Source organism: Nonomuraea sp. NPDC005983 (assembly GCF_040614375.1).
Taxonomy (GTDB): domain Bacteria; phylum Actinomycetota; class Actinomycetes; order Streptosporangiales; family Streptosporangiaceae; genus Nonomuraea.
This window is the reverse complement of the sequence record NZ_JBEXUP010000001.1, coordinates 183,199-204,092: the sequence shown is the minus strand read 5'-3', so window position 1 is coordinate 204,092 and position 20,894 is coordinate 183,199. Positions and strand designations below refer to the sequence as shown.

Sequence of the window (20,894 nt, the reverse complement as noted above, 5' to 3'; positions counted from 1 at the left end):
GTCACTCGGCTCGGAGGGCGATGACAGGGTCGAGCCTGCCCGCCCTCCGAGCCGGGGCGACACCGAAGAACACCCCGACCGCCGCCGACACCCCGAAGGCCAGCGCGATCGACCACCAGGTGATCGAGGCAGGCACCGGAGTGAGCGCCTGGATGGCCAGCGCGCCGCCGACGCCGAGCAGGATGCCGACCACACCGCCGATCGTGGTCAGCAGCACCGCCTCGATGAGGAACTGGGCCAGCACGTCCCGCTGCCTGGCACCGAGCGCCTTGCGCAGCCCGATCTCACGGGTCCGCTCGCGCACGCTGACCAGCATGATGTTCGACACACCCACCCCGCCGACCAGCAGCGAGACGCCCGCGATCGCGGCCAGCACGCCCGTCAGCATGCCGAGGACGCTGCCGATCGTGCCCAGCAGCTGCGTCTGGGTGACGGCGGAGAACTTCTCGCCCGGATACCGCGTGCCGAGCGCGGCCACCACCCTGGCCTGGAGCGGCTCGATCTCGTCGGGCCCCGACGCGCCGACCGCGATGCCGTTGACCCTGGCGATGCCGAGCAGCCGCTGGGCCGTCGTCACCGGGATGTGCACCTCCTGGTCGCGGGCGACCCCGAAGGTCTGGCCCACCTTGGCGTAGACGCCGACCACGCGGAACCGCGCCCCGGCCACCGACACCTGACGGCCGACCGGGTCGACGTCCCCGAACAGCTTGTCGGCCACCTCCGAGCCGAGCACGGCCACCCTGCGGCGGGTGTCGACGTCGGTCTCGCTGAGGTGACGGCCCCTGCCGACGGGCCGGTCGAAGATGTTGGTCAGGTTCTGGTCGGTGCCGACGACGGTGACGAACGCCTCGGTGCGTCCGACCCGGACGGTCTCGCCCGACTGGAGCGAGACCGTCACCTTGGCCGGGTCGCCCACCACCCGCCTGACGTACGCCACGTCGGCCAGGTTCAGCCTGCTCTGCGTCGGCGCGGCCCCCACGCTGAGCTGGCCGGGCACGACCAGGATGATGTTGGTACCGAGGCCGGAGATCTCCCGCTCGATCGTGTCCTTCGCGCCGGTGCCGATGGCCACCAGCACCACCACGGCCAGCACGCCGATGATGACGCCGAGCATGGTCAGCACGCTGCGCAGCCGGTTGACCCGCAGCGCCTCCAGCGCCATCCCGAACGCCTCGCGCCCCCTCACCGCTGCTCTCCCGCCGTGTCCAGCTCGATCAGCCCGTCGCGGACGTGAATCTGCCGCCTGGCGTGCTGGGCGATCTCCGGCTCGTGCGTGACGAGCACGACCGCCACCCCGCTCTCGCTGTTGAGCCGGTCCAGCATGGCCATCACCTCGGCCCCGTTGCGGGTGTCGAGGTTGCCGGTCGGCTCGTCGGCGAGCAGCACCTTGGGCTCGCCCACCAGCGCCCTGGCGATCGCCACCCGTTGCTGCTCACCACCGGACATCTGCGAAGGACGGTGGTCCATCCGGTGCCCGAGCCCCACCGACTCCAGCGCGGCCCGCGCCCTGGCCCGCCGCTCGGCCTTGCCGACTCCCCGGTAGACCAGCGGCAGGGCCACGTTCTCCAGCGCGGACGTCCTGGCCAGCAAGTGGAAGGACTGGAAGACGAAGCCGATCGTCCGGTTGCGCAGCTCGGCCAGCTCCGTGTCGGACAGGCCGGACATCTCCACCCCGTTCACCCGCAGCACCCCCGAGGTGGGCCGGTCCAGGCAGCCGAGCAGGTGCATGAGCGTGGACTTGCCCGACCCCGACGGCCCGAGGATGGCCGCGAACTCGCCCTGGTCGATGCGGAGCGAGACGCCGCGCAGCGCCTCGACGGTGACCCCGTCGAGCTGGTAACGCCTGGTGAGGTCCACTGCCTCCAGGGCGGCGGTCATGGCAGGCGCTGGCCCTGCCGTACGGAGTCGGCGCCCTTGACCACGACGCGGTCGCCCACCGACAGGCCGTTCAGCACCTCGACCACCGCCTCGCCCTGGGCGCCGAGCTTGACCACGCGGCGCTGCGCAGTCCCGTTGCCGACCAGCCAGACGACGCTCTCACGCCCACTGGAGACGATCGCCGAGGCCGGGACGGCGACCGCGGCGGGCGACTCGCGGACGGTCAGCCGCGCCACGGCGCTCATGCCGGGCTTCGGGGTGGGAGCCTTGGCGCCGTCGTCGAAGGTGCCCGCGCCGAGCGTGAGCTGGACGGGGTAGCTGACGCCGCCCGTCGTGCCCTCCATCGGGGTGACGCCGACGCCCGTGACCTTCGCCGCGTAGCTCGCGCCCGGCACCGCGTCCAGCTCGACGGCCGCCTTGGTGCCCGGCTTGACCAGGAGCACGTCGGTCTCGTCGATGTCGGCGGCGAGCGTCAGCTTGGAGACGTCCGTGACGGTGACGATCGAGTCGCCCGCCGAGACCGGGACGCCCGCCGCTACCGGCGTGCCGCCCGTCCCCGAGCCGGTGGCGGGAAGCTGCTGCTGCGCGCCGCCGGGCAGCTGGCTGAGCAGTCCGTTCAGGCCGCCCGTGCCACCGCCGCCCGAGGCGTGGCCGAGCGTGACGACGCCGCCGAACGGCGCCCTGACCGTGAGCCCCTTCACCGTGCTCTCCGCGGCCTTCACCGCGGCCCTGGCCTGCGACGCGGACGCCGCCTGGAGGGAGCTCATCGACGAGGTCAGGCCGCTGAAGCCGCTCGTCACGCCGGACAGCACGCTGGTGATCGAGCGGTTGAGCTGGGCGGTGATCTGCGCCAGGGCCTTGGTCTGCGCCCTGTGCTGGGCCTGCGCCAGGTCGATGGCGCTGAGCAGCTGCTTGCGGGCCTGCGCGTCGCGGACCTTCCGCGCCTCCGCGCGGGCCCTGGCGAAGTGCACGGCCACCTTGCGGTCGAACGCCCGGCCGTCGAACGCCGCCAGCCGGACGTTCGGAACGCCGAGCGACGTCCGGGGAACCGCGGGAGGCTTGGCCGCCTGGCGGGCCTGCTTGAGCTGGGCCTCGGCCTGCGGCGAGCGGATGCGGGCCAGGATCTGGCCCTTGCGGACCTTGTCGCCGTCGCGCACGTACAGCTTGGCGATCGTGCCCTGGGCGGGCGAGCGCAGGGTCGCCGTGGCCCTGGCCCCGATCGTGGCGGGCGCCTCGACGACCTCGGTGACAGGGGCGCGGGTGACGTCGCCGAGCTGGACGGCGGCCGGCTGGTCGGCCGTGCATCCGGCGAGCGTTAGCAGGACGAGCAGCGGGGGTAAGCCGCGACGGAGCGTCACCCGACCCATCGTAGGGACAGCCCCATCCGCCCCACCCCACGAGCCCCCGACTGGCCACGCCACCAGGCGCAGCGGAACCCGCAGGAACGAGCCACGCCGTCGAGCGGGCTCGCCGGGCCAGCTCGTGGGGCCAGCTCGTGGGGCCAGCTCGTGGGGCCAGCTCGTGGGGCCAGCTCGTGGGACCAGCTCGTGGGACCAGCTCGTGGGACCAGCTCGTGGGACCAGCTCGTGGGCTCAGCCGGAGGCGAGTTCGCGGCCGCGGTCGCGGGCAGCCTCGATGGCGGCCAGGAAGGCGGCGCGGACGCTGTGCCGTTCCAGCTCGGCGATCGCGGCGATCGTGGTGCCGCCGGGCGAGGTGACGGCCTCGCGCAGGATCACCGGATGCTCCCCGGAGTCGCGCAGCATCACCGCGGCCCCGACGATCGACTGAGTGACCATGTCGAGCGCGGCGGCCCGCGGCATGCCGAGCAGGATGCCCGCGTCGACCATGGCCTCGACCAGGTAGAAGAAGTAGGCGGGGCCGCTGCCGGACAGCGCGGTGGCGGCGTCCTGCTGTGACTCGGGGATGCGCAGCACCTTGCCGACCGGCTTCAGCAGCGACTCGGCGTGCCTGAGGTGCTCCTCGCCCGCGTGCGCGCCTGCGGAGATCACGCTCATCGCCTCGTCGAAGCGGATCGGCGTGTTGGACATCACCCGGACCACCGGCACATCGGCGCCCAGCCGCTGCTCGACGAACCCGGTCGTGATACCCGCCGCAGCGGTGATCACCAGCCGATCGGCCGGGACGTAAGGACCGATCTCGGCCAGCAGCGTCGCCATGTCCTGCGGCTTGACTGCCAGGATCAGCGTGTCGGCGGTCTTGGCGGCCTCGGAGTTGGACACCGTCCGCACGCCGTACGTCTCGCGCAGCGCCTGCGCCCGCTCGGGCCTGCGTACCGTCGCCATGACGTCGCCCGGCTTGAACCCCGCCCGCAACAGCCCGGACAGCAGGGCCTCGCCCATCTTTCCGGCGCCCAGAATCGCGATCACGTCGCACCTCCCCCAAGCAGCCTACCGATGGCGACACCCCACCCCGACGCTGCGAACGCATCCTCGACGCCGACCACCCCGACGCCTTGACCACACAGCGCAACCTCGCGCGCTGGACTGGCAAGGTGAGTTGGCTGCGTTCGACCACGATTCCGGCGTCGACCTGGTGGATCCGGCAACCCGCGTCCCCGCCGCCCGTGCCGGTTTCGCCCAGGGCAAGCAGGAAGCGACCCGCGTGACTTTTCTCTGACAATTGCACGCCGCCCCCCTGGTCTGACGTGCGCAGTCGCGGCGGCCGGCCGGCAAGCCGGCTCCTCAAAGATCACGCATTGTTGATCCCCGGTTACGCCCCGCCCATCACTTGGTCGCCCGGATGCCTTCCGCCATTTTCTTCAGCTCGGCCGAGCCTCCGGCCCAGATGTAGCGGTCGATGCTGAAGAACAGCTTGACGGCCAAGCCGTCGCGGAGCTTCCAGGCCATTGCGAGCGTGCCCTTGTCCGTGTAGCGCGGTTCGATCTCGCCGTCTTCGGAGAGGGTAGCCAGTCGCGCCTGCTTGCCGTTGATGTCCACGCTCTCGGCCCCCTTCATGAGGAAACCGGCGGATCCTGGCGAGCCCCCGTGCCGCCTGGCTCTTCACGGTCCCGAGAGAGCAGCCGAGCAGGGCGGCGGTGTTCCATTCGGTCTGGTCCTCCCAGTAGCGCAGCACGAGCACGGCCCGCATCTTGGGCGGCAGCCTGCGTAACTCCCTGATGAGCGTGTCGCGCAGGTCGAGGTCCGGATCGTCGGCGGCGGTCTCCGGCGGCCGGGCGAAGGCGATCTCCTGAACGATCTTGCGCCGCCGCGCCTTGCTGATCGCCGCGTTCACGACGATCTTCCTCGCGTACGCCTCGGGGCTGCCGTGCCTGATCCGCGGCCAGTGCCGGTAGACCTTCTCCAGCGCGTGTTGCACCAGGTCCTCAGCGTCGTGCTCGGTCGCTCCGCAGACCAGGATCGCGGTGCGCAGCAGCGAGGTGCTCCGAGCGGCGAGGAAGTCGTCGAACGCCGCTTCGTCGTCATCTGTCATGAGTGAGGGTCCCCTTTCGCCCCTCCTCAACGCACGAGGCCCGCCCGAGGTTGAGTGGCAAGCTCCGCAAGGCACATCTTCACCTGCACTTCACGGGATCGATGCGGCATTCCACGCTGCTCGAGCTGGCCAGGGAGCAGAGGCTGCACCTGCCAGACGCGCTGGAGGAGAACTGACCGCCCAAGCCGCGGGCCACCGACGGAGCGCAGGTGGTTCAGCTTCCCCAGCGGCTGTACGACATCGCCAGGTCCGTGCTGACCCGGGTGCTGGTCATATCCGGCCGAGATTTCCCGCTTACCGTCCGGCCGATGTTTTCGGACGTGCTGAGCGGGCCGTACATCGCTCTCTGGGGACGCGCTGCGCTGATCCCCGGCGCCGTGTCCTCCCCCGGCACGGCACCGCCGACTCGGTCCTGCACGGATTCTCAACAGAAACTCAACTTCCGCCGTCCTAACGTGCTCGCACAACGTCCGGCACGACAAGGGAGGAAGAAGTCATGAGGGCGATCACCAAGCTCGGGACGGCGGTCGCGGCGGGAGCGTTCACGCTGGCGCTGTCCGCGGGGACGCCGGCCACGGCGGCGGCGAGTGCCACCGTCTCCGCCGCCCCGGTCTCCGCGCAGACCGTCACGGCCGCGTGGACACAAGCCGCCAGCCCGCGTCCCAGCATCCGGTGGCTGTGCGGCAAGCCGGTCATCAAGAAGCTGATCCCGGCGTGCACGAACGGCAGGTGGGAGCCCGTCACGATCAAGAAGATGCGCTGCGTGCAGGGACACGCGCCCTACGTGGGGTGGACGGGGCCGTCCAAGCTCGCCTACTGGGCGATGAAGTGCTTCAAGACGAGCGAGTGGGAGAAGTGGTGACCATCTCCCCGATGACCCGGCCGCTGTAGGCGGGCAGCACTCATCGGCTGACAACCCGCTGCCTTGGTGCGACCAAATGCCGGGCGGTTCACCGGCCGTCCCCGGCCCGGGCCGCCCTCACTCGCTGGACCGCCACCACACGGGCCGGCCAAGCCCGGTCCATGGCCGCTGTCGGGGCGTCGTCGGGAATCGGGGCCCGGCCAGGCCGGTGCGGGAGCTCGTGGCGGCGCCGTACCTCCCGCTCGAAGACCTCTTTGGGCTCGGTCATGATCCAGGCGGGCACGGGCGCCGCATCGGCGGCCTGCGAGGCCCACTGAGCGCCGATCTCGGCCTCCCCGGCAGTCGAGGGCCGGGAGGCGGTCTGGTCGCTTCCAGGGGTTTCGGTAGTATCGGCGAAATTTTCAACGGATACGCAGGTCAGAGCTGTGACTCGCGGAGTTGAACGGCGCGCGGTACTCGGCGGTAAATGGCGCGTTGGAGGTCCCGCTTGATGTACGGGATAAGGGATGAGGGTCGGGGCGTTCTCCGGTGAGGTAGCTCTGGATGGTTGGAGACAGCCAGGCAATGACCTCGTCGTCGGACATGGCCACCGCCGGCGGGAATCTCAGAATGTAGCGGCACAGCGCCATCCCGAGCATCTGGGAGGCCACCAGCGCCGCCCGGGTCGGCGCCTGGTCGGGGTCGCCGACCAGGTGGATGATGAGCGGTGCGAGCTGGGCCGCGAAGACGACACGGGTCCTCTCGGCTGCGGCTTCGTTGGTCACACCCGTGCGCAGGAGAATCTGCAGGGCGTCGTCGGCTTGCCAGCGAGTGAGGAAATGCCTGACCAGGGCGGTGCCCACCTGGTCTCGCGGAGTCGCGTTCAGATCGGGCAAGTCCAGGTCGAACTCGGCCGCGGCGGCGAAGAGCCTGTCCTTGTTGCCGAAGTAGCGCATCACCATCGAGGGATCGATGTTGGCGTCGGTGGCAATGGCTCTGATGGTGGCTTTCTCATACCCGTCGGTGGCGAAGCGCTCGCGGGCGGCGGCCAGGATGGCCGCCTTGGTGACTTCTGCCGATCTCCTCATGCCCACAAGTGTAGGCCAACACTTGTTGACTTCAGGACCGCGGCCAGCAATAGTTATGCCAACGGCTGTTGGCATAACTATTGAAGGGCCCAAAGATGTCCAAGACCGTGCTGGTCACCGGCGCCTCCACCGGAATCGGCCGGGCCACCGCCCTGCTGTTGGCGCACAAGGGGTTCACCGTCTATGCCGGAGTGCGCAAGGACGCCGACGGGGAAGCGCTCGGCCCCACCGTCACCCCGATCACGCTCGATGTCACCAACCCTGACCAGATCGTCGACGCCGTCGAGCGCATCGGCCGCCTGGACGCGCTGGTGAACAACGCCGGTATCGGCGTCACCGGACCGATGGAGTTCGCCCCGCTGGACGCGCTGCGTTGGCAGTACGAGGTCAACGTGTTCGGCCAGGTAGCGGTAACCCAGGCGATGCTGCCCCTGCTGCGCGCCGCACGCGGCCGCGTGGTCACCGTCGGCTCGGTGGGCAGCTGGATCACACTGCCCTTCGGTGGCCCGCTGTGCTCCTCCAAGCACGCCATCCGCTCGCTCAACGACGCGCTGCGCATGGAGGTCAAGCCGTGGGGGATCGAGGCGATCCTCATCGAGCCCGGCTCCATCCACACCGACGCGGTCGACAAGCTCGAAGGCGAGGTCGAGCCGCGCCTGGCCTCGCTCGGCGAGCAGGGCAGGCGACTGTACGGCGATGCCTACCAGACCATGGTCGCCGCCGGCCTCAAGCAGGAGCGCGCTGGCTCCAGCCCCGATGTGGTCGCTCGCGCCGTCCTGCACGCCCTGACCGCACGCCGCCCCCGCGTCCGCTACCCCGTGGGCAAGGGCTCCCGGCTGATGAGCACTCTCGGCCGCTGGCTACCCCAACGCGCACTCGACACTCTGCGCATGCGCGCACTCGGCCTGTCCTGAACACCCAGCGCTCCCTGAGGAGACCACAATGACGCAGCAGCAACTCGCCGGAGCTGACGGCCTCGCGCAACTCGACCCTGTCTTCGCGCAGATGGCCTTGAGCGCGGGCCATAACCTGTGGGGCCTGCCGAACCTGACCACGCGTGAGAAGGCCTTCATCTGCCTGACCGCCGACCTGTGCCACCCGCACCTGGGAACCCCGTTGGCCATGCACGTTCAAATGGCGTTGACCAGCGGGGTCGACCCCGAATCGATCAGGGAGCTCTATCGGCATCTGGCACCGTACGTGGGCTACCCCATCGTGGTTACCGCCTTTCAGCGCCTGACAGAGTTGGGCCTGCCCGAGGCGAGGGACCACCAGCCGCTGAGAGGCGGAGCGTTGGACGGCACGTTGGCCGGAGTCGTACAGAGCTTGAAAGCCGCCGCCCCGGGACTTGCCGCCTTCAGCGAGCAGCAACTCGCCCAGCGATGGGCTCGCCCCTACCTCAGCGTCCGCGAACGAGCGCTCGCATGCATGGTCGTTGATGTCTTCTACCAGACGCTCGAGGAGTCCTTCCAGCTCCACGCCCAGCTCGCCAGCGCCGCCGGAGCGAGCGAGGAGACCCTTCACGACCTTCTCCGCGGCGTAGCCGAATTCGGGCTCGCCCGCGCCTGGTCGGCCGCCCGACTCCTCAGGATTGACTGCTGAGAGACCGCGTTGGTCCTCGTGCAGATGTCGGTGAGCAAGGCGATCGCGATCCTCGACTCGGGGCATTACGAGCATCCAAACGAAAAGTCCTGTTAGCAGAGCCGCGCGGTGCGAGCGGTTGACCTCCACCGCTGTTACTCGCCAGCAACGGCGCAGTGCGCCCAATCTGTCCGGTGTAGCTTTTGGCGCTCGGCGCGCTGACTCGCAGCGCGAGAGGGTGCTCTGTCGGCCGGATGAATCCGGTCCGTCCTCCACAAGGCCGTCCCGGAAACGCATTTACGGGACGATCCAGTGGCCTCAGCCACCGACATCGCGCCACCCTGGCCTGACAAGCACCTGAGCCACGGTCGGTCCCGGACGAGGTCTACGCGCCGACCGTGGGCGAGTTTCTCTCCGGGTTCGCCGCGCTCCCGCCGTCCGCATTCGGGGATTCGCCCGTCGGGGGCCGATGCGATCGACGGCATCCGGGCCGCGCTTGAGTCCCGACTGGCCGAGCTGGAGAAGTCAGCTCAGCGTGGCCGCCTTGCGCAGCAGCACTGAGCGTTCGCGCTGGTTGGCGCACAGCCGGGCCGCCAGCTCCAGTTCGGCGCGCGCTTCCGGTCGCCGTCCGAGTCGAGCCAGCAGCTCACCGCGTACGGTCGGGATCAGATGCGAACCGTGGAGCCGGTCCGAGGCGATCAGCTCGTCCACGATGGCCAGGGCTTGCGCCGGGCCCGAGGCCATGGCAACGGCGACGGCCCGGTTGAGCTCGACCACCGGCGAGGGTGCGACCCGGCCGAGTGCCTCGTAGAGCACCACGATCCGGTCCCAGTCGGTCGCCTCCACCGACGGCGCCGACGCGTGGGTGGCGGCGATCGCGGCCTGCAGGCCGTAGGGGCCGAGGCCGCGAGTCGATGCCTTGGCCAGCGCGGCCAGCCCACGGCGGATCGCCGAGAAGTCCCACCGCCGCCGGTCCTGCTCGTCGAGCAGGACCGGCGAACCGTCCGGGCCGGTCCGGGCCGGGAAACGCGCGGCCGTCAGCTCGCACAACGCCAGCAGGCCGTGCACCTCCGGCTCGTCCGGCTGCAGCGCGGCCAGCGTACGGGCCAGCCGGATCGCCTCGTACGCGACGTCGGGGCGCAGCAGCCGATCGCCCGACGTGGCCGTCGACCCCTCGGTGAAGATCACGTAGAGGACGCTGAGCACGCCGCCCAGCCGCTCCCGGCGCTCGGCGGCCGGCGGCAGCTCGAACGGCACCCCGGCCGCCGCGATCGTCTTCTTGCCCCGAGTGATGCGGGCCTGCACGGTCGGCACGGGTACGAGGAACGCGCGGGCGATCTCCTCGCTGGACAGGCCGCCGACCACGCGCAGGGTCAGCGCCACCCGGGCCTCGGGGGAGAGCACCGGGTGGCAGCTGACGAACATCAGCGCCAGCACGTCGTCATCGATCTTGTCGGGATCGATTTCTTCGTCAGCCGCCGAGTCGACCGCCAGCAGGGCGTATCGGTTCTGGAGGGCGGTCCGGCGGCGGATCGCGTCGATCGCCCGCCGCCGGGCCGTGGCCATCAGCCAGCCGGCCGGATTGGCCGGAGAGGCGAGCGGCCACGACACCAGCGCCTCGGCCACCGCCTCCTGGGCCGCGTCCTCGGCCAGCCCGAAATCGCCGGTGAACCGGGTCAGCGCGGCGACGATCCGCGCCGACTCGATCCGCCAGACGGCCTCGACATCGGCCGTACCCATCAGATCTGGCCGTTGCTCTCGCGCCCGGCCCAGTCCTTGATGATCACTCGTCGACCTGCGGGACCTCGTTGCTCCCGGGCACCCGCCGGACCTCGATCTTGGAGCCGGGGGCCACCGGGACCCGCTTGGCCCACTCAACCGCCTCCTGTTTCGAGGCGACGTCGAGCAGGAAGAAGCCCCCGAACAGTTCCTTGGTCTCGCCGTACGGCCCGTCCGTGACCACCGGGGCCTCGCCGCTGAAGTCGACCACGACGCCCTGACCCGGATCGTCCAGCCCTTCCGCCGCGAGGAGAACGCCGGCCTTGGCCATCTCCTCGATGAACTGGCGGGTCATGGCCATCATCTCGTCGATGTTGGCCATCATGGCCGCGTTCGACTCGTCGGTGCCCCGCATGATCAGCAGGTACTTCGGCATCGCGTTCTCCTCGTCCGGCGGGGCCGCCTCTCGGCCCTCGCACCCACACGTCGAACGAGCGGCCCGCGGATCAACACGGCCCCGGAGAAATCTCTCGCCGCGACGCAGCCGATCCCTCCGACCCGCGTTTCGCCTGTCAGAGCGGCCCCTGAGCGATGGCTGAACGCGGACGCCCTGCTGATCAGAAAGCTTATCGTCGCATCTTTGGAAGGCGGCGACGCTCACACAGATCTGGGGAAAAGCATTCGGGACGCGCTCAGTGACTTCTTTCGGGGTCCCGGTTAGATCCAGCAGGTGGCCGTCGATATTGCGGAATCAGGTCAGCTTCTCGATCGAGGTCTTCACCGCCGACGCCGAGGAGGCGGTGGCGGACAAGTGGCTGGCCGCCCGGCGGCTCACCGACGCACCCCTGACAGTGGAGAAGCTGGAGATCGCCCTGCGCAAGTTCGGCGAGTGGCTCGCCGAGCATCATCCCGGCATCGTCTCCTATGCCGACGTCACCCGCGATCACTGCCTGGCCTGGGCCGAGTCGCTGGCGCAGACCCCCGCCGAGAAGACAGGCAAGCCACTGGGCCCGGTCACCCGAAACCAGCGCATCTCCGCGCTGTCCCTGATGTTCCGGGACGCCTCAGCCTGGGAGTATGACGACGTCCCCGGCTTTGCACCCATCACCCCGCGCGATGCGCCCAGGACACAACAGCGGATCCCGCGCTTCATCCCCGACCACGAACTCGACCTGGTGATGCCCGTCATTAACCAGATCACCTGCCCGTTCCAGCGGGCGGCACTGCTGATCGCCCGCTGGTCCGGAGCCCGCCGCGATGAGATCCGGCACCTGCCGGTCGACTGCCTCGACCACTACCCGGACGGAACCCCGCGGCTGCGGCTGCCCGGCCGCAAGGCCTACAAGGAGCGGATGGTCCCGCTGCACCAGGACGCCGCCGACGCGCTCCAGAGGCTCATCGAGCTGCGCCAGAACGGCCCGGAGCGTCCCTTCACCGACCCTCGCACCGGTGAGCAGGTCCGCTACCTGTTCATGAACCACGGCAAGCTGCTGTCGCTCTACTACCTGTTCAACACCCCGATCCAGCAAGCCTGCATGCAGGTCGGGCTGGTCGTCCCGGGCGGCAAGAAGAACGGCACCGGCGTCCGGGGCACCATCTCCGCCCACCGCTTCCGGCACACGGTCGACACCCAGCTCGCCGAGCGCGGCGCCAAGCTCCACACGATCATGAAGGTCCTCGGTCATTCCTCGGTCTCCATGGCGCTCGTCTACGCCCAGATCAGCGACCAGGAGGTCCTGCGCGACTACAAGTCCGTCCTGGCCCCCGGCGCGGTCATCGCCGGGCCGGCCGCGCTCGACGTGAAGTCCGGCGTCCTGCCCGAGGAAGCGGTGCACTGGCTGAAGACCAACTTCTTCAAGACCGAGCTCGAGCTCGGCCACTGCCTGCGTCTGCCCGCCGAGGGTCCATGCGAGCCGGCCCCGCTGTGGTATCGGGTGACTACGGAGGACTGAGCCTCGATGATGCTCCGGCGTGGAACCCTGGCCGCCGGTGCCCCCAGGGTTATCCCACCCATCTCGACCGTCGTGAGGTCGAGGTGGGGCAGGAACAACATGTCCAGGTTGTCGAGGATCTCGATCATCGGCAAATCTAGGCTTGCCATCAATCCCGGGCGTGATGTCGACATTGCGCCTGCCTTAGGGGTTCCGGACGGGGCGAGTCTCGTTTGTGTGTGGGGCGATAATTTGTCGAGGTGCTCGGGTGGCTGGACTTCTGGGTGACAAGCACCGGTTTGCTGTAGAGGTCGGCGACTGGGACGGCCAGGCGCTGCGCCGTGTGGACCTGTGGGCCGCCGGTCAGTGGTTGACGTGCGACGACAACATGGCCTATGTCAATCAGTTCCGCCACTACGTGGCGCGCACCGCAGCCGGGGTGCGCTCCGGACATGTTCCTGCCCGGCCCTTCGCCGAATTGTCTCCAGCGGCCACCCACCGGTGGCTCCTGGCCGAGATCATGGACGGCGAACAGGAGTATGAGCAGTTCGGATTCTTCGGCCGCTGGGGCTGGGGACCCACGACCGACAACGTGACATCGTTCCTCTGGCGCGATGAGGACGACTTGGTGATCACGTTGGAGTTCTGGCGCGAGGCGCACCTGCTCAAGCATCCTGAGCATGCAGGAACAGTCTTCGTGGCCGAACTCCCGGCTGTGGAGCTCGCTGGAATCCTGGAGGAGGCCGCCGCCATTCTCGGCGACGGCCAAGGTCTGCCCGTGGCCAGTGACTGAGTGCGGGGGCCAGATGCGGATGCCGGACCTCGGCAAGGCCGCCAACGACGCCCCCTTGACTTGTCCACATAACCACGCTCATCAACTTTGCGTTGTTCGACCTGGTCGGCAAGGCATTGACGCCCCGGATGCGGGACCTGACCCGCGTCACGCTGGTCCGCGACGACACGCCGACCGAGATCGGGAAGCGCTACCCGCACGCCGGGCCGCTGCTGGGCGTCCGGGCGAGCACAGTGGCGATGTTGCTGACCATGAGTAGTCCCCTCAATCCCGGATTGGCCCTCGACCGGGTGGGATGTTGTGGTTGAGACGGAAGATGTTCTCCGGGTCGTAGACGGCTTTAAGGCCGGTCAGCCGCCGGTAGTCCGTGGCGTTGTAGGCGGAGCGCACCTGAGTGGCGGCGTTCTCGCCGTTCATGAAGTTGAGGAACTGGCCGCCGGTGCTCCATGGCGCGATCGCCTCGAACATGCGCGCGTGCGCCGGCCGGATCTGGGTGATGTCGGCGCGTTCCAGCCGGGACACCACGTTGAACAGGTATCGCGCATCGCGGTTGCCGACGGCATTGTCCACGGCGGGCGGGTGGGCGAGCCTGCCGCCGAGGTGACGCAGTTCGACGATGTGCGGCACCGGCGCATGGGGGCCTGCCAGGTCGAGGATGGCTTGCACGGCAGTGGCGTCGAGTTCGCCGAGCATGGCCGTGCCCGACTCGACCGCACCCGGTGCGACGGGGTCGTTGTAGATCGACCCGGCTTCGGCATAGGCCAGCTCACCTAGGGTGTCTCTCATCGGGCCGATGGCCCGCAGCGGCGCCACCAGGCGCTCGCCGGCTCCGGGATCGCCGGCCGCGCAGGCGATGCGGATATGGACGGTGTGACGGCCGCGCAACGGCTCCGGGATCGCTGGAACGTCCGGCAGGGAGATCAGCGCGACCGAGGAGTTCATCGCCTCCGGCACTGTGGCCGCCCATTGCAGGTAGGTGCCGAACACATCGGCGGCCTTCTCAACGGGAAAGACCAGTACTCCGCCATACAGCGTGGTGACCGGCATCAGATCGATCTCCATTCCGGTCACCACGCCGAAGTTGTCCCGGCCGCCGCGCAGAGCCCAGAACAGGTCCGGCTCGCAGTCCCGGGTGACGTGCCGCAGGCGGCCGTCCGCCGTGACGACGTCGAGGCCGCGCACGTGGTCGGCGGCGTAACCGAAGGTCCGGGACAGCACGGCCAGGCCACCGCCGAGGGTGTAGGAGACCGCGCCCACGCGCGGGGCCGAACCGGACAGGGGTGCCAGCCCGGCCGGTGCCGCCCTGTGGATCACCTGATCCCAGCGTGTTCCCGCGGCCACCCATGCGGTGCCGGCATAGGCGTCCACTCGGACGGCGCTCATCCGCGCGGTGGTGATCAGCACTCCGCCCTCGGCGGCGACGGCCGCCGAGGCATGCCCGGTGCCCTGCACCGCCACCGGGAGCCCGCGGCCGCTCGCGTACGTCACCGCCACCTGCACGTCAGCGGGTCCGGCGGCGCCCACCACCAGGTCGGGACGATGCCGGCGGGCGGTCTGTCAACCGGCGCGTTCCTCGTCGTACCCCTCGTCGCGGGGCGCGAGTACCGGCCCCATCACCTGATCGGCCAGCCGGTTCATGATTCCTCCTTCTCGCCGCCGAGCCGGGTGGCCAGGAACCGGCCGGCACGCTCCAGCGCCGCTGCCGCCTCGGCCGATTCGTCGTCGAGCTGGAACACGTGCGGTTGACGCGGAACCACCTCCAACGTCACCGCGACCTCGTCGGCCCCGGCACGGCCGGCCAGCCGTACGGCGTCGTCCAGCAGGAGCTCGCTCGAGCCGACCTGGATCAGCAGGGGCGGCAGCCCGGTGAGATCGGCAAAGACCGGGCTCGCCTCAGGCGCCGCACCGTCACCGCCGGCGAGGTACCGATCGAAGAGCCACTCGAGATCGGCCGGAGCGAAGAACGGGTCCACCCCGTCCTTGGACCGCATGCTCGCGCCGCTGAGGGTCAGATCGACCGCCGGCGAGAACAGGACCGCCGCCGCCGGCATCGGCAGGCCCGCGTCCCGGGCGCGCATCATGGTGACGACAGCCAGAGCGGCACCGGCCGAGTCGCCCGCGACCACCAACCGCTGCGGGTCGACACCGGAGTCCAGCAACTCGCGGTAGGCCGCCAGGCAGTCATCGGGCGCGGCCGGGAACGCATGCTCGGGCGCCAGCCGGTAGTCGAGCGAGACCGCCCGGCCGTCCAAGTGCCGCAGCAGCGCGGCGGAGACGTGGGCGGTGACACGCGCCGACCCGACCACGAACCCGCCGCCGTGGAGATACAGCAGCACGTCCTCGCCCGCCGTGCTGGGCGCCGCCCTCCGCAGCTCCAGTGCCGACCGCCCGCCGAGTGTCGTCGCCGACGAGTCGACGTCCGCAGGCAAGGGCCGGGTGAACATCGCCGCGAACTGCTCGCGCCGTTCGGCAATGCTGGGCATTTCGTCCCCCAGAAATTAGTCAAGCTCCCTAACAGTCAGGTGACCTTACCACCATGCCGGCTAATATTGTCAAGCAGCCTGACGAACTCGCCTGAAAGAAGGACCGCACGACTATGACGACGCGTTCAGGAACGCGGCAGCGGCGACATGAGCCGAAGCTGCCACTCCCCACCCTGCTCACACAGGTCAGGGATATTGCGCTCGAGGGACTTCACCAGCAGCTGGCCGACGAAGGGTTCGAGGGAATCCGGTATGTCCACGGCTCGGTCTTCCGGTACATCGACGCCGAAGGTTCGCGGCTGACCACGCTCGCCGAACGCTCCGGACTCACCAAGCAGGCGATCGGCGAACTTGTCGGCGAACTAGAGGATCACGGTTACCTCGAGCGGGTCGCCGACGAGGCCGACCGCCGCGCGAAGATCATCCGGCTCACTGACCAAGGCAGGATGGCCCAGGCCGCAGCCGCCCGGATCCTCGCGGACGTCGAGCAGCGATGGTCTCGGCTTCTCGGTAGGGACCAGGTCACCATGCTGCGGCGCGCTCTGGAACAGGTCATCGCCCTCGAAGCGGTTGGCACTCCGACCGCGTCCCCCCCGCAGTAGGCGTGCCGGCACGGCGCCGGGTGTACTGCGCCGGGGTGTACGGGTGGATCGCCGGGTCGGCGTGCTGCCGCGACCCCGGCATGGACACGCCCCCCCAGACCGCAGCCCGCCGCGCCCACGGTGCGAAGGGTCCAACAAACGACCGTTTGCAAGACCCATCTACCGGTCGGGCGTTCACCCGGCTAACGCGCGAGGCCTTGGTGCGACGCCTTGCCGCGGGCTCAGGCCGGTGGCGCCCCCTCAGGACCGGCTCAGCAGGGACCGGGCGAAGACGGCCAGGTTGCGGGGCCGCTCGGCCAGGCGTCGCATCAGGTACGGGTACCAGTCGGACCCGTACGGCACGTAGACCCGCACCTGCGCGCCGAGCGCCGCCAGGCGGCGCTGCTCGTCCGGCCGGACGCCGTACAGCATCTGGTATTCGAAGGCCGTCGCGTCGCGCCCGCTCAGCACGGCCAGCGCGGACGCGATCTCCACCAGCCTCGGGTCGTGCGTGGCCACCATGGGGTAGCCGGTGCCCGCCATCAGCGCCTTCAGGCACCGGACGTACGAGCGGTCGACGTCGGCGGCCGAGCCGTAACCGCCGGGCGCGGTGTAGGCACCCTTGCACAACCGCACCCTCGCGCCGTCGAGCTTCCGGCAGCGCTCCTCCGAGTCGGGCAGGTACGCCTGGACGACGACGGCCACGTCCGGGTGCTCCTTGCGCAGCGTGGCGTGGACCGAGTGCAGCCCGTTGATCGTGTCGTGCTCCTCCGCGTCGAGCGTGAGCGTGACGCCCCGGACGGAGGCCGCCTCGCAGACGGTTGCCGCGTTGTCGAGCGCGAGCTGCTCCGACAGCCGCAGGCCCAGCGCGGTGAGCTTGACCGACACGTCGGCCCCGGCGGGCAGGCGGTCGAGCAGCGCCAGGTACGCCCGGACGGCGCCCTCGGCCTTGGCCCGGTCGGTGACGTCCTCGCCGAGGTGGTCGACGGTGACGAGCAGGCCCTCGCGGGCCAGCTCGGCCACGACGGCGTGCACGTCGTCGGCGACGTAGCGCCTGACCACGTCCCTGGTGAGCGGCGAGGTGGACACGACGCGCTCCGCGCGTTCGTTCCTGGCGACGGCGAGCATGGCCTGACGAAGCACGTCCCAACCCTAGCCGTCCCGGCGGGACGACGGCTCTATCTGGACGCCGAATCAGTCCACTCGGCGTGCTCGACCCGACGGTCCCTGGCGGCGTGCTGAACCGGGCGGCGGTCGCGTCCGTCGTAGAAGTATGCGGACTATGACAGCGACTCTTCTCGCCGGATGCCTGGCGCTCGCGACGAGCTGCGGGGCCGATGCCGCCGCCGGGCAGGGCGCGGCGTCCTCCGGTCCTGCGACGTCCGTGGTCGCGACCCCGGTGACGACGACGCCCACCACCGGGCCCAAGGGACCGGAGCCGGTCAAGCCCACGGGTGAGACGATCAACACCCACAAGGTCCGCTGGACCAAGGCCAAGCCGATCGCGAACGGTCGCAAGATCGCGCTGACCTGGTGGTCAGGTGTGGCCCCGTGCACCGTCCTGGGCCGGGTCAAGGTCAAGGAGACGCCGAAGCAGGTGACGATCACCCTGTACGAGGGCACCGCCCCGAAGGCGAAGAACGTCTCCTGCATCATGATCGCCATCGAGAAGACCACGACGGTCACCCTCAAGTCCCCCCTCGGCAAGCGCAAGCTCGTCGACGGCGCCAAGCCCTGACGTCCTTTCGATCCGGGCCGCGCTTCCCTAGGCCCGCCCAGGGCGGCCCTGCCAAGCCCACGCCTGGCCGCCCTTCCAAGCCCGCCCCCGCACCGCCTGCCCATGCACGCCCCAGGCTCGTAACCCCCCGAAATTCGACCTGTCCGGGATCGGACATGGCACGTGACAACTGATCGATTTACTGCGATACATCGATCAGGCCCAAGGCGGCGGGGGCGCCACGGGTGACGCTGCGCTTACCTGGGGGTAACCGTGAGTCGGCTTGGCAGCGCCCTGGCATCGATCCTTCTCCTGACCGTCGGCCTGGTGGTCCTGGCGAGCCCGGCGGCCCAGGCGCTGCCCGGCGCCTTCCAGAAACAGACGGTCTTCAGCGGCCTGAACCACCCCACCAACCTGGAGTTCTCCAGTGACGGACGAGTCTTCGTCGCTGAGAAGAGCGGCCTGATCAAGGTCTTCGACTCCCTCACGGACACCACCCCGTCCGTCTACGCGGACCTGCGCACCCAGGTGCACAACTTCTGGGACCGGGGCCTGCTTGGCATGGCGCTGCACCCGAACTTCCCGGCGGACCCGCGGCTGTACGTCCTGTACTCCTACGACGCGGTTCCGGGCGGGGTGGCGCCGCGCTGGGGCACGGCGGGCGCCACCGACGACCCGTGCCCGACCCCGCCGGGACCGACGGGGGACGGCTGCCTGATCACCGGCCGTCTGTCGGTCATCTCGCCCACGGGCGCGGAAACGCCGCTGATCACCGACTGGTGCCAGCAGCACCCCAGCCACTCGATCGGCGATCTGCAGTTCGGCCCGGACGGCATGCTCTACGCCTCGGGCGGCGACGGCGCCAGCTTCAACTTCGCCGACTACGGCCAGGACAATCTGACCAGCTCGGACGTCACCCCTGACAACCCGTGCGGCGACCCGCCGTCGCCCGTCGGCACCGCCCTGTCGCCTCCCGCCGCGGAGGGCGGCGCACTCCGCGCCCAGGACGTGCGCACGTCCGGCGACCCAGCCGGCCTGGACGGCACCCTGATCCGCATAAATCCGGATACGGGGGCTGCTGCGGCCGGCAATCCGAACGCCGGCAGCACCGACCCCAACGTCGCCAGGATCGTCGCCCACGGCCTGCGCAACCCGTTCCGCATCACGAACCGGCCGGGCTCGCCGGAGATCTGGCTGTCGGAGGTCGGCTGGAACACCTTCGAGGAGATCAACCGGGTAGCCAGCCCCACGTCCGCGGTCTCCAACTTCGGCTGGCCCTGCTACGAGGGCCCCGGCAGGCAGGGCGGCTACGACAACCTCAACCTGACGCTGTGCGAGAACCTCTATGCGGCCGGGGCCGGGGCGAACGTGCAGCCGTTCTTCTCCTGGAACCACAGCACCCAGCCCGCCCCGAACGACCCCTGCCCGGCGGGCGGCTCGTCGGCGAGCGGCGTGGCGTTCTACACCGGCGGCGCCTACCCGGACTCCTACGACGGCGCGCTGTTCCTGTCGGACTACAGCCGCTCCTGCATCTGGGTGATGACCGCGGGCCCGACGGGCCTTCCCGACCCGGCGACCATCAGGAACTTCGACTCCGGCATCGGCGCGACGGAGCTGGAGATCGGCCCGGGCGGCGACCTGTTCGCGGTGGACTACAACAACGGCACCGTCGTCCGCTACCTCTACAACAACACCCCGCCGACCGCGGTGATCGGCGCGAGCACCACCTCGGGCACCGCCCCGCTGGCGGTGAGCTTCTCCGCGACGGGCTCGACGGACGCCGACGGCGACTCGCTCAGCTACGCCTGGGACCTGGACGGCGACGGCGAACTGGACGACTCGACCTCGGCCTCGCCGTCGTTCACCTACGCCCAGCCGGGCTCCTACGTGGTACGGCTGCGGGCCAGCGACGGCAAGGGCGGCCAGGGTGACGCGTCCGTCACGGTCAACGTGAACAACACCGCGCCGACGGCCACGATCAACTCCCCCACGGCCACCACGACCTGGGCGGTCGGGCAGACGATCACCTTCTCGGGCACGGGCACGGACGCCCAGGACGGCACCGTCCCTGGCGCACGGATGAAGTGGACGCTGGTGCTGCACCACTGCCCGAGCACCTGCCACGAGCACGAGATCACCACGTTCACCGGGGCGAGCGGCTCGTTCCAGGCCCCGGACCACGACTACCCCTCGCACCTGGAGCTGCGCCTCACGGTGACGGACACGCAGGGCCTGACCGACACCAAGAGCGTGCTCCTGCAGCCGAGGACGGTGAACCTGACCTTCCAGTCCACCCCGCCGGGCCTGCAGCTCGGGTTCAACAGCGAGCAGACGACCACGCCGTTCACCCGGACGGTCATCGTGGGGTCGAGCAACTCGATCTCGGCACCGTCGCCGCAGACGTCGTCAGGGCAGAGCCTGACGTTCGGCTCGTGGTCGGACGGCGGCGCGGCCAGCCACAACATCACGGCCCCGGCCTCGGCGGCGACCTATACGGCGACGTACGCGCCCACGTCGGGAGGCGCGGGACTGGTGGCGGCGTACGCGATGAACGAGGGCACCGGCACCACCGTGGCCGACTCCTCCGGCAGCAACAACAACGGCACCACCAGCAACACCACCTGGACCAACAGCGGCAAATACGGCAAAGCCCTGTCATTCAACGGCACCAACGCCTGGATCACCATCGCCAACAGCCCCAGCCTCCAACTCAACACCCTCACCCTGGAAGCCTGGGTCAACCCCACCACCACCGGCGGCTACCACACCATCCTCACCAAAGAACACGCCAGCGGCCTGTCCTACACCCTCTACTCCTCAGCCGACAACTAC

Annotated in this window: 19 protein-coding genes and 3 pseudogenes; 10 read left to right on the top strand and 12 right to left on the bottom strand. The window is 69.8% G+C overall.

Features of this window, described 5'->3' with window-relative positions; translation table 11 throughout:
• Position 1: 1 nt before the first annotated feature.
• From ABZ297_RS00990 to ABZ297_RS00965, 6 genes and pseudogenes are all read right to left on the bottom strand, one after another.
• A complete protein-coding gene (locus tag ABZ297_RS00990) occupies positions 2-1,186 on the bottom strand; it encodes an ABC transporter permease (RefSeq protein WP_355337293.1) in 1,185 nt (394 codons plus the stop codon).
• Positions 1,183-1,878, bottom strand: a complete 696-nt coding sequence (locus ABZ297_RS00985) for an ABC transporter ATP-binding protein (protein ID WP_355337290.1) — start codon at positions 1,876-1,878, stop codon at positions 1,183-1,185. The genes ABZ297_RS00990 and ABZ297_RS00985 overlap by 4 nt, the downstream gene beginning before the upstream one ends.
• Positions 1,875-3,236, bottom strand: a complete 1,362-nt coding sequence (locus ABZ297_RS00980; RefSeq protein ID WP_355337287.1) for an efflux RND transporter periplasmic adaptor subunit — start codon at positions 3,234-3,236, stop codon at positions 1,875-1,877. The genes ABZ297_RS00985 and ABZ297_RS00980 overlap by 4 nt, the downstream gene beginning before the upstream one ends.
• Positions 3,237-3,470: 234 nt before the next feature.
• The gene (proC, locus tag ABZ297_RS00975) at positions 3,471-4,265 is read right to left on the bottom strand and encodes a pyrroline-5-carboxylate reductase (RefSeq protein ID WP_355337284.1); all 795 of its coding nucleotides are present in this window, start codon (positions 4,263-4,265) and stop codon (positions 3,471-3,473) included.
• 357 nt (positions 4,266-4,622) lie between these two features.
• Positions 4,623-4,835, bottom strand: a complete 213-nt coding sequence (locus ABZ297_RS00970) for a hypothetical protein (protein ID WP_355337515.1) — start codon at positions 4,833-4,835, stop codon at positions 4,623-4,625.
• 34 nt (positions 4,836-4,869) lie between these two features.
• Positions 4,870-5,328: pseudogene (locus ABZ297_RS00965) on the bottom strand (SigE family RNA polymerase sigma factor); the annotation flags it as partial.
• Between the two features lie 2 nt (positions 5,329-5,330).
• On the opposite strand from ABZ297_RS00965, the pseudogene ABZ297_RS00960 reads away from it, so the two are divergent.
• Positions 5,331-5,591, top strand: a pseudogene (locus ABZ297_RS00960) (hypothetical protein); the annotation flags it as partial.
• 233 nt (positions 5,592-5,824) lie between these two features.
• Positions 5,825-6,190, top strand: coding sequence for a hypothetical protein (locus ABZ297_RS00955; RefSeq protein WP_355337281.1), 366 nt, complete (start codon positions 5,825-5,827; stop codon positions 6,188-6,190).
• A 401-nt stretch (positions 6,191-6,591) separates the two neighbouring features.
• Here the strand turns inward: ABZ297_RS00955 and ABZ297_RS00950 are convergent, their stop codons facing one another.
• Complete coding sequence (locus ABZ297_RS00950; RefSeq protein ID WP_355337502.1) at positions 6,592-7,257, bottom strand: TetR family transcriptional regulator; 666 nt, start codon at positions 7,255-7,257, stop codon at positions 6,592-6,594.
• Positions 7,258-7,352: 95 nt separating this feature from the next.
• Between ABZ297_RS00950 and ABZ297_RS00945 the strand changes: the two genes are divergently transcribed.
• Positions 7,353-8,171: an SDR family oxidoreductase gene (locus ABZ297_RS00945; RefSeq protein ID WP_355337278.1), complete on the top strand. Its 819-nt coding sequence runs from the start codon at positions 7,353-7,355 to the stop codon at positions 8,169-8,171.
• A 28-nt stretch (positions 8,172-8,199) separates the two neighbouring features.
• The gene (locus ABZ297_RS00940; RefSeq protein WP_355337275.1) at positions 8,200-8,859 is read left to right on the top strand and encodes a carboxymuconolactone decarboxylase family protein; all 660 of its coding nucleotides are present in this window, start codon (positions 8,200-8,202) and stop codon (positions 8,857-8,859) included.
• Between the two features lie 504 nt (positions 8,860-9,363).
• Here the strand turns inward: ABZ297_RS00940 and ABZ297_RS00935 are convergent.
• Complete coding sequence (locus ABZ297_RS00935) at positions 9,364-10,578, bottom strand: sigma-70 family RNA polymerase sigma factor (protein WP_355337272.1); 1,215 nt, start codon at positions 10,576-10,578, stop codon at positions 9,364-9,366.
• Positions 10,578-10,993: pseudogene (locus ABZ297_RS00930) on the bottom strand (YciI family protein). The gene ABZ297_RS00935 and the pseudogene ABZ297_RS00930 overlap by 1 nt, the downstream one beginning before the upstream one ends.
• Positions 10,994-11,300: 307 nt before the next feature.
• On the opposite strand from ABZ297_RS00930, the gene ABZ297_RS00925 reads away from it, so the two are divergent.
• From ABZ297_RS00925 to ABZ297_RS00915, 3 genes are all read left to right on the top strand, one after another.
• A complete protein-coding gene (locus tag ABZ297_RS00925) occupies positions 11,301-12,509 on the top strand; it encodes a site-specific integrase (protein WP_355337269.1) in 1,209 nt (402 codons plus the stop codon).
• Positions 12,510-12,756: 247 nt separating this feature from the next.
• Positions 12,757-13,281 carry a hypothetical protein gene (locus ABZ297_RS00920; RefSeq protein WP_355337267.1) on the top strand — a complete coding sequence of 175 codons (525 nt, stop codon included), beginning with the start codon at positions 12,757-12,759 and terminating at the stop codon, positions 13,279-13,281.
• Positions 13,282-13,373: 92 nt separating this feature from the next.
• Positions 13,374-13,589: a hypothetical protein gene (locus ABZ297_RS00915; RefSeq protein ID WP_355337265.1), complete on the top strand. Its 216-nt coding sequence runs from the start codon at positions 13,374-13,376 to the stop codon at positions 13,587-13,589.
• Here the strand turns inward: ABZ297_RS00915 and ABZ297_RS00910 are convergent.
• Positions 13,546-14,805, bottom strand: coding sequence for an FAD-binding oxidoreductase (locus tag ABZ297_RS00910; protein ID WP_355337499.1), 1,260 nt, complete (start codon positions 14,803-14,805; stop codon positions 13,546-13,548). The genes ABZ297_RS00915 and ABZ297_RS00910 overlap by 44 nt on opposite strands.
• Before the next feature lie 110 nt (positions 14,806-14,915).
• On the bottom strand, positions 14,916-15,764 hold the full coding sequence (locus ABZ297_RS00905) for an alpha/beta hydrolase (RefSeq protein WP_355337263.1): 849 nt from the start codon (positions 15,762-15,764) through the stop codon (positions 14,916-14,918).
• A 113-nt stretch (positions 15,765-15,877) separates the two neighbouring features.
• Between ABZ297_RS00905 and ABZ297_RS00900 the strand changes: the two genes are divergently transcribed.
• Positions 15,878-16,366, top strand: coding sequence for a MarR family winged helix-turn-helix transcriptional regulator (locus ABZ297_RS00900; RefSeq protein WP_355337260.1), 489 nt, complete (start codon positions 15,878-15,880; stop codon positions 16,364-16,366).
• 240 nt (positions 16,367-16,606) lie between these two features.
• On the opposite strand, the gene ABZ297_RS00895 is transcribed toward ABZ297_RS00900, so the two are convergent.
• Positions 16,607-17,488, bottom strand: a complete 882-nt coding sequence (locus tag ABZ297_RS00895) for a proline dehydrogenase family protein (RefSeq protein WP_355337257.1) — start codon at positions 17,486-17,488, stop codon at positions 16,607-16,609.
• A 139-nt stretch (positions 17,489-17,627) separates the two neighbouring features.
• Here ABZ297_RS00895 and ABZ297_RS00890 point away from each other — a divergent pair, with 139 nt between their 5' ends.
• Together ABZ297_RS00890 and ABZ297_RS00885 are read left to right on the top strand one after the other, a co-directional pair.
• Positions 17,628-18,083, top strand: coding sequence for a hypothetical protein (locus tag ABZ297_RS00890; RefSeq protein ID WP_355337254.1), 456 nt, complete (start codon positions 17,628-17,630; stop codon positions 18,081-18,083).
• Between the two features lie 252 nt (positions 18,084-18,335).
• Positions 18,336-20,894, top strand: a 2,559-nt coding sequence (locus ABZ297_RS00885; RefSeq protein WP_355337251.1) for a PQQ-dependent sugar dehydrogenase, incomplete at its 3' end; no start/stop codon positions are given.

Bases quoted from the DNA above. Each gene is read 5' to 3' on its own strand.
- ABZ297_RS00985 (WP_355337290.1), bottom strand. From the start codon at position 1,878: ATGACCGCCGCCCTGGAGGCAGTGGACCTCACCAGGCGTTACCAGCTC.
- ABZ297_RS00955 (WP_355337281.1), top strand. From the start codon at position 5,825: ATGAGGGCGATCACCAAGCTCGGGACGGCGGTCGCGGCGGGAGCGTTC.
- ABZ297_RS00950 (WP_355337502.1), bottom strand. From the start codon at position 7,257: ATGAGGAGATCGGCAGAAGTCACCAAGGCGGCCATCCTGGCCGCCGCC.
- ABZ297_RS00945 (WP_355337278.1), top strand. From the start codon at position 7,353: ATGTCCAAGACCGTGCTGGTCACCGGCGCCTCCACCGGAATCGGCCGG.
- ABZ297_RS00940 (WP_355337275.1), top strand. From the start codon at position 8,200: ATGACGCAGCAGCAACTCGCCGGAGCTGACGGCCTCGCGCAACTCGAC.
- ABZ297_RS00935 (WP_355337272.1), bottom strand. From the start codon at position 10,578: ATGGGTACGGCCGATGTCGAGGCCGTCTGGCGGATCGAGTCGGCGCGG.
- ABZ297_RS00905 (WP_355337263.1), bottom strand. From the start codon at position 15,764: ATGCCCAGCATTGCCGAACGGCGCGAGCAGTTCGCGGCGATGTTCACC.
- ABZ297_RS00900 (WP_355337260.1), top strand. From the start codon at position 15,878: ATGACGACGCGTTCAGGAACGCGGCAGCGGCGACATGAGCCGAAGCTG.
- ABZ297_RS00890 (WP_355337254.1), top strand. From the start codon at position 17,628: ATGACAGCGACTCTTCTCGCCGGATGCCTGGCGCTCGCGACGAGCTGC.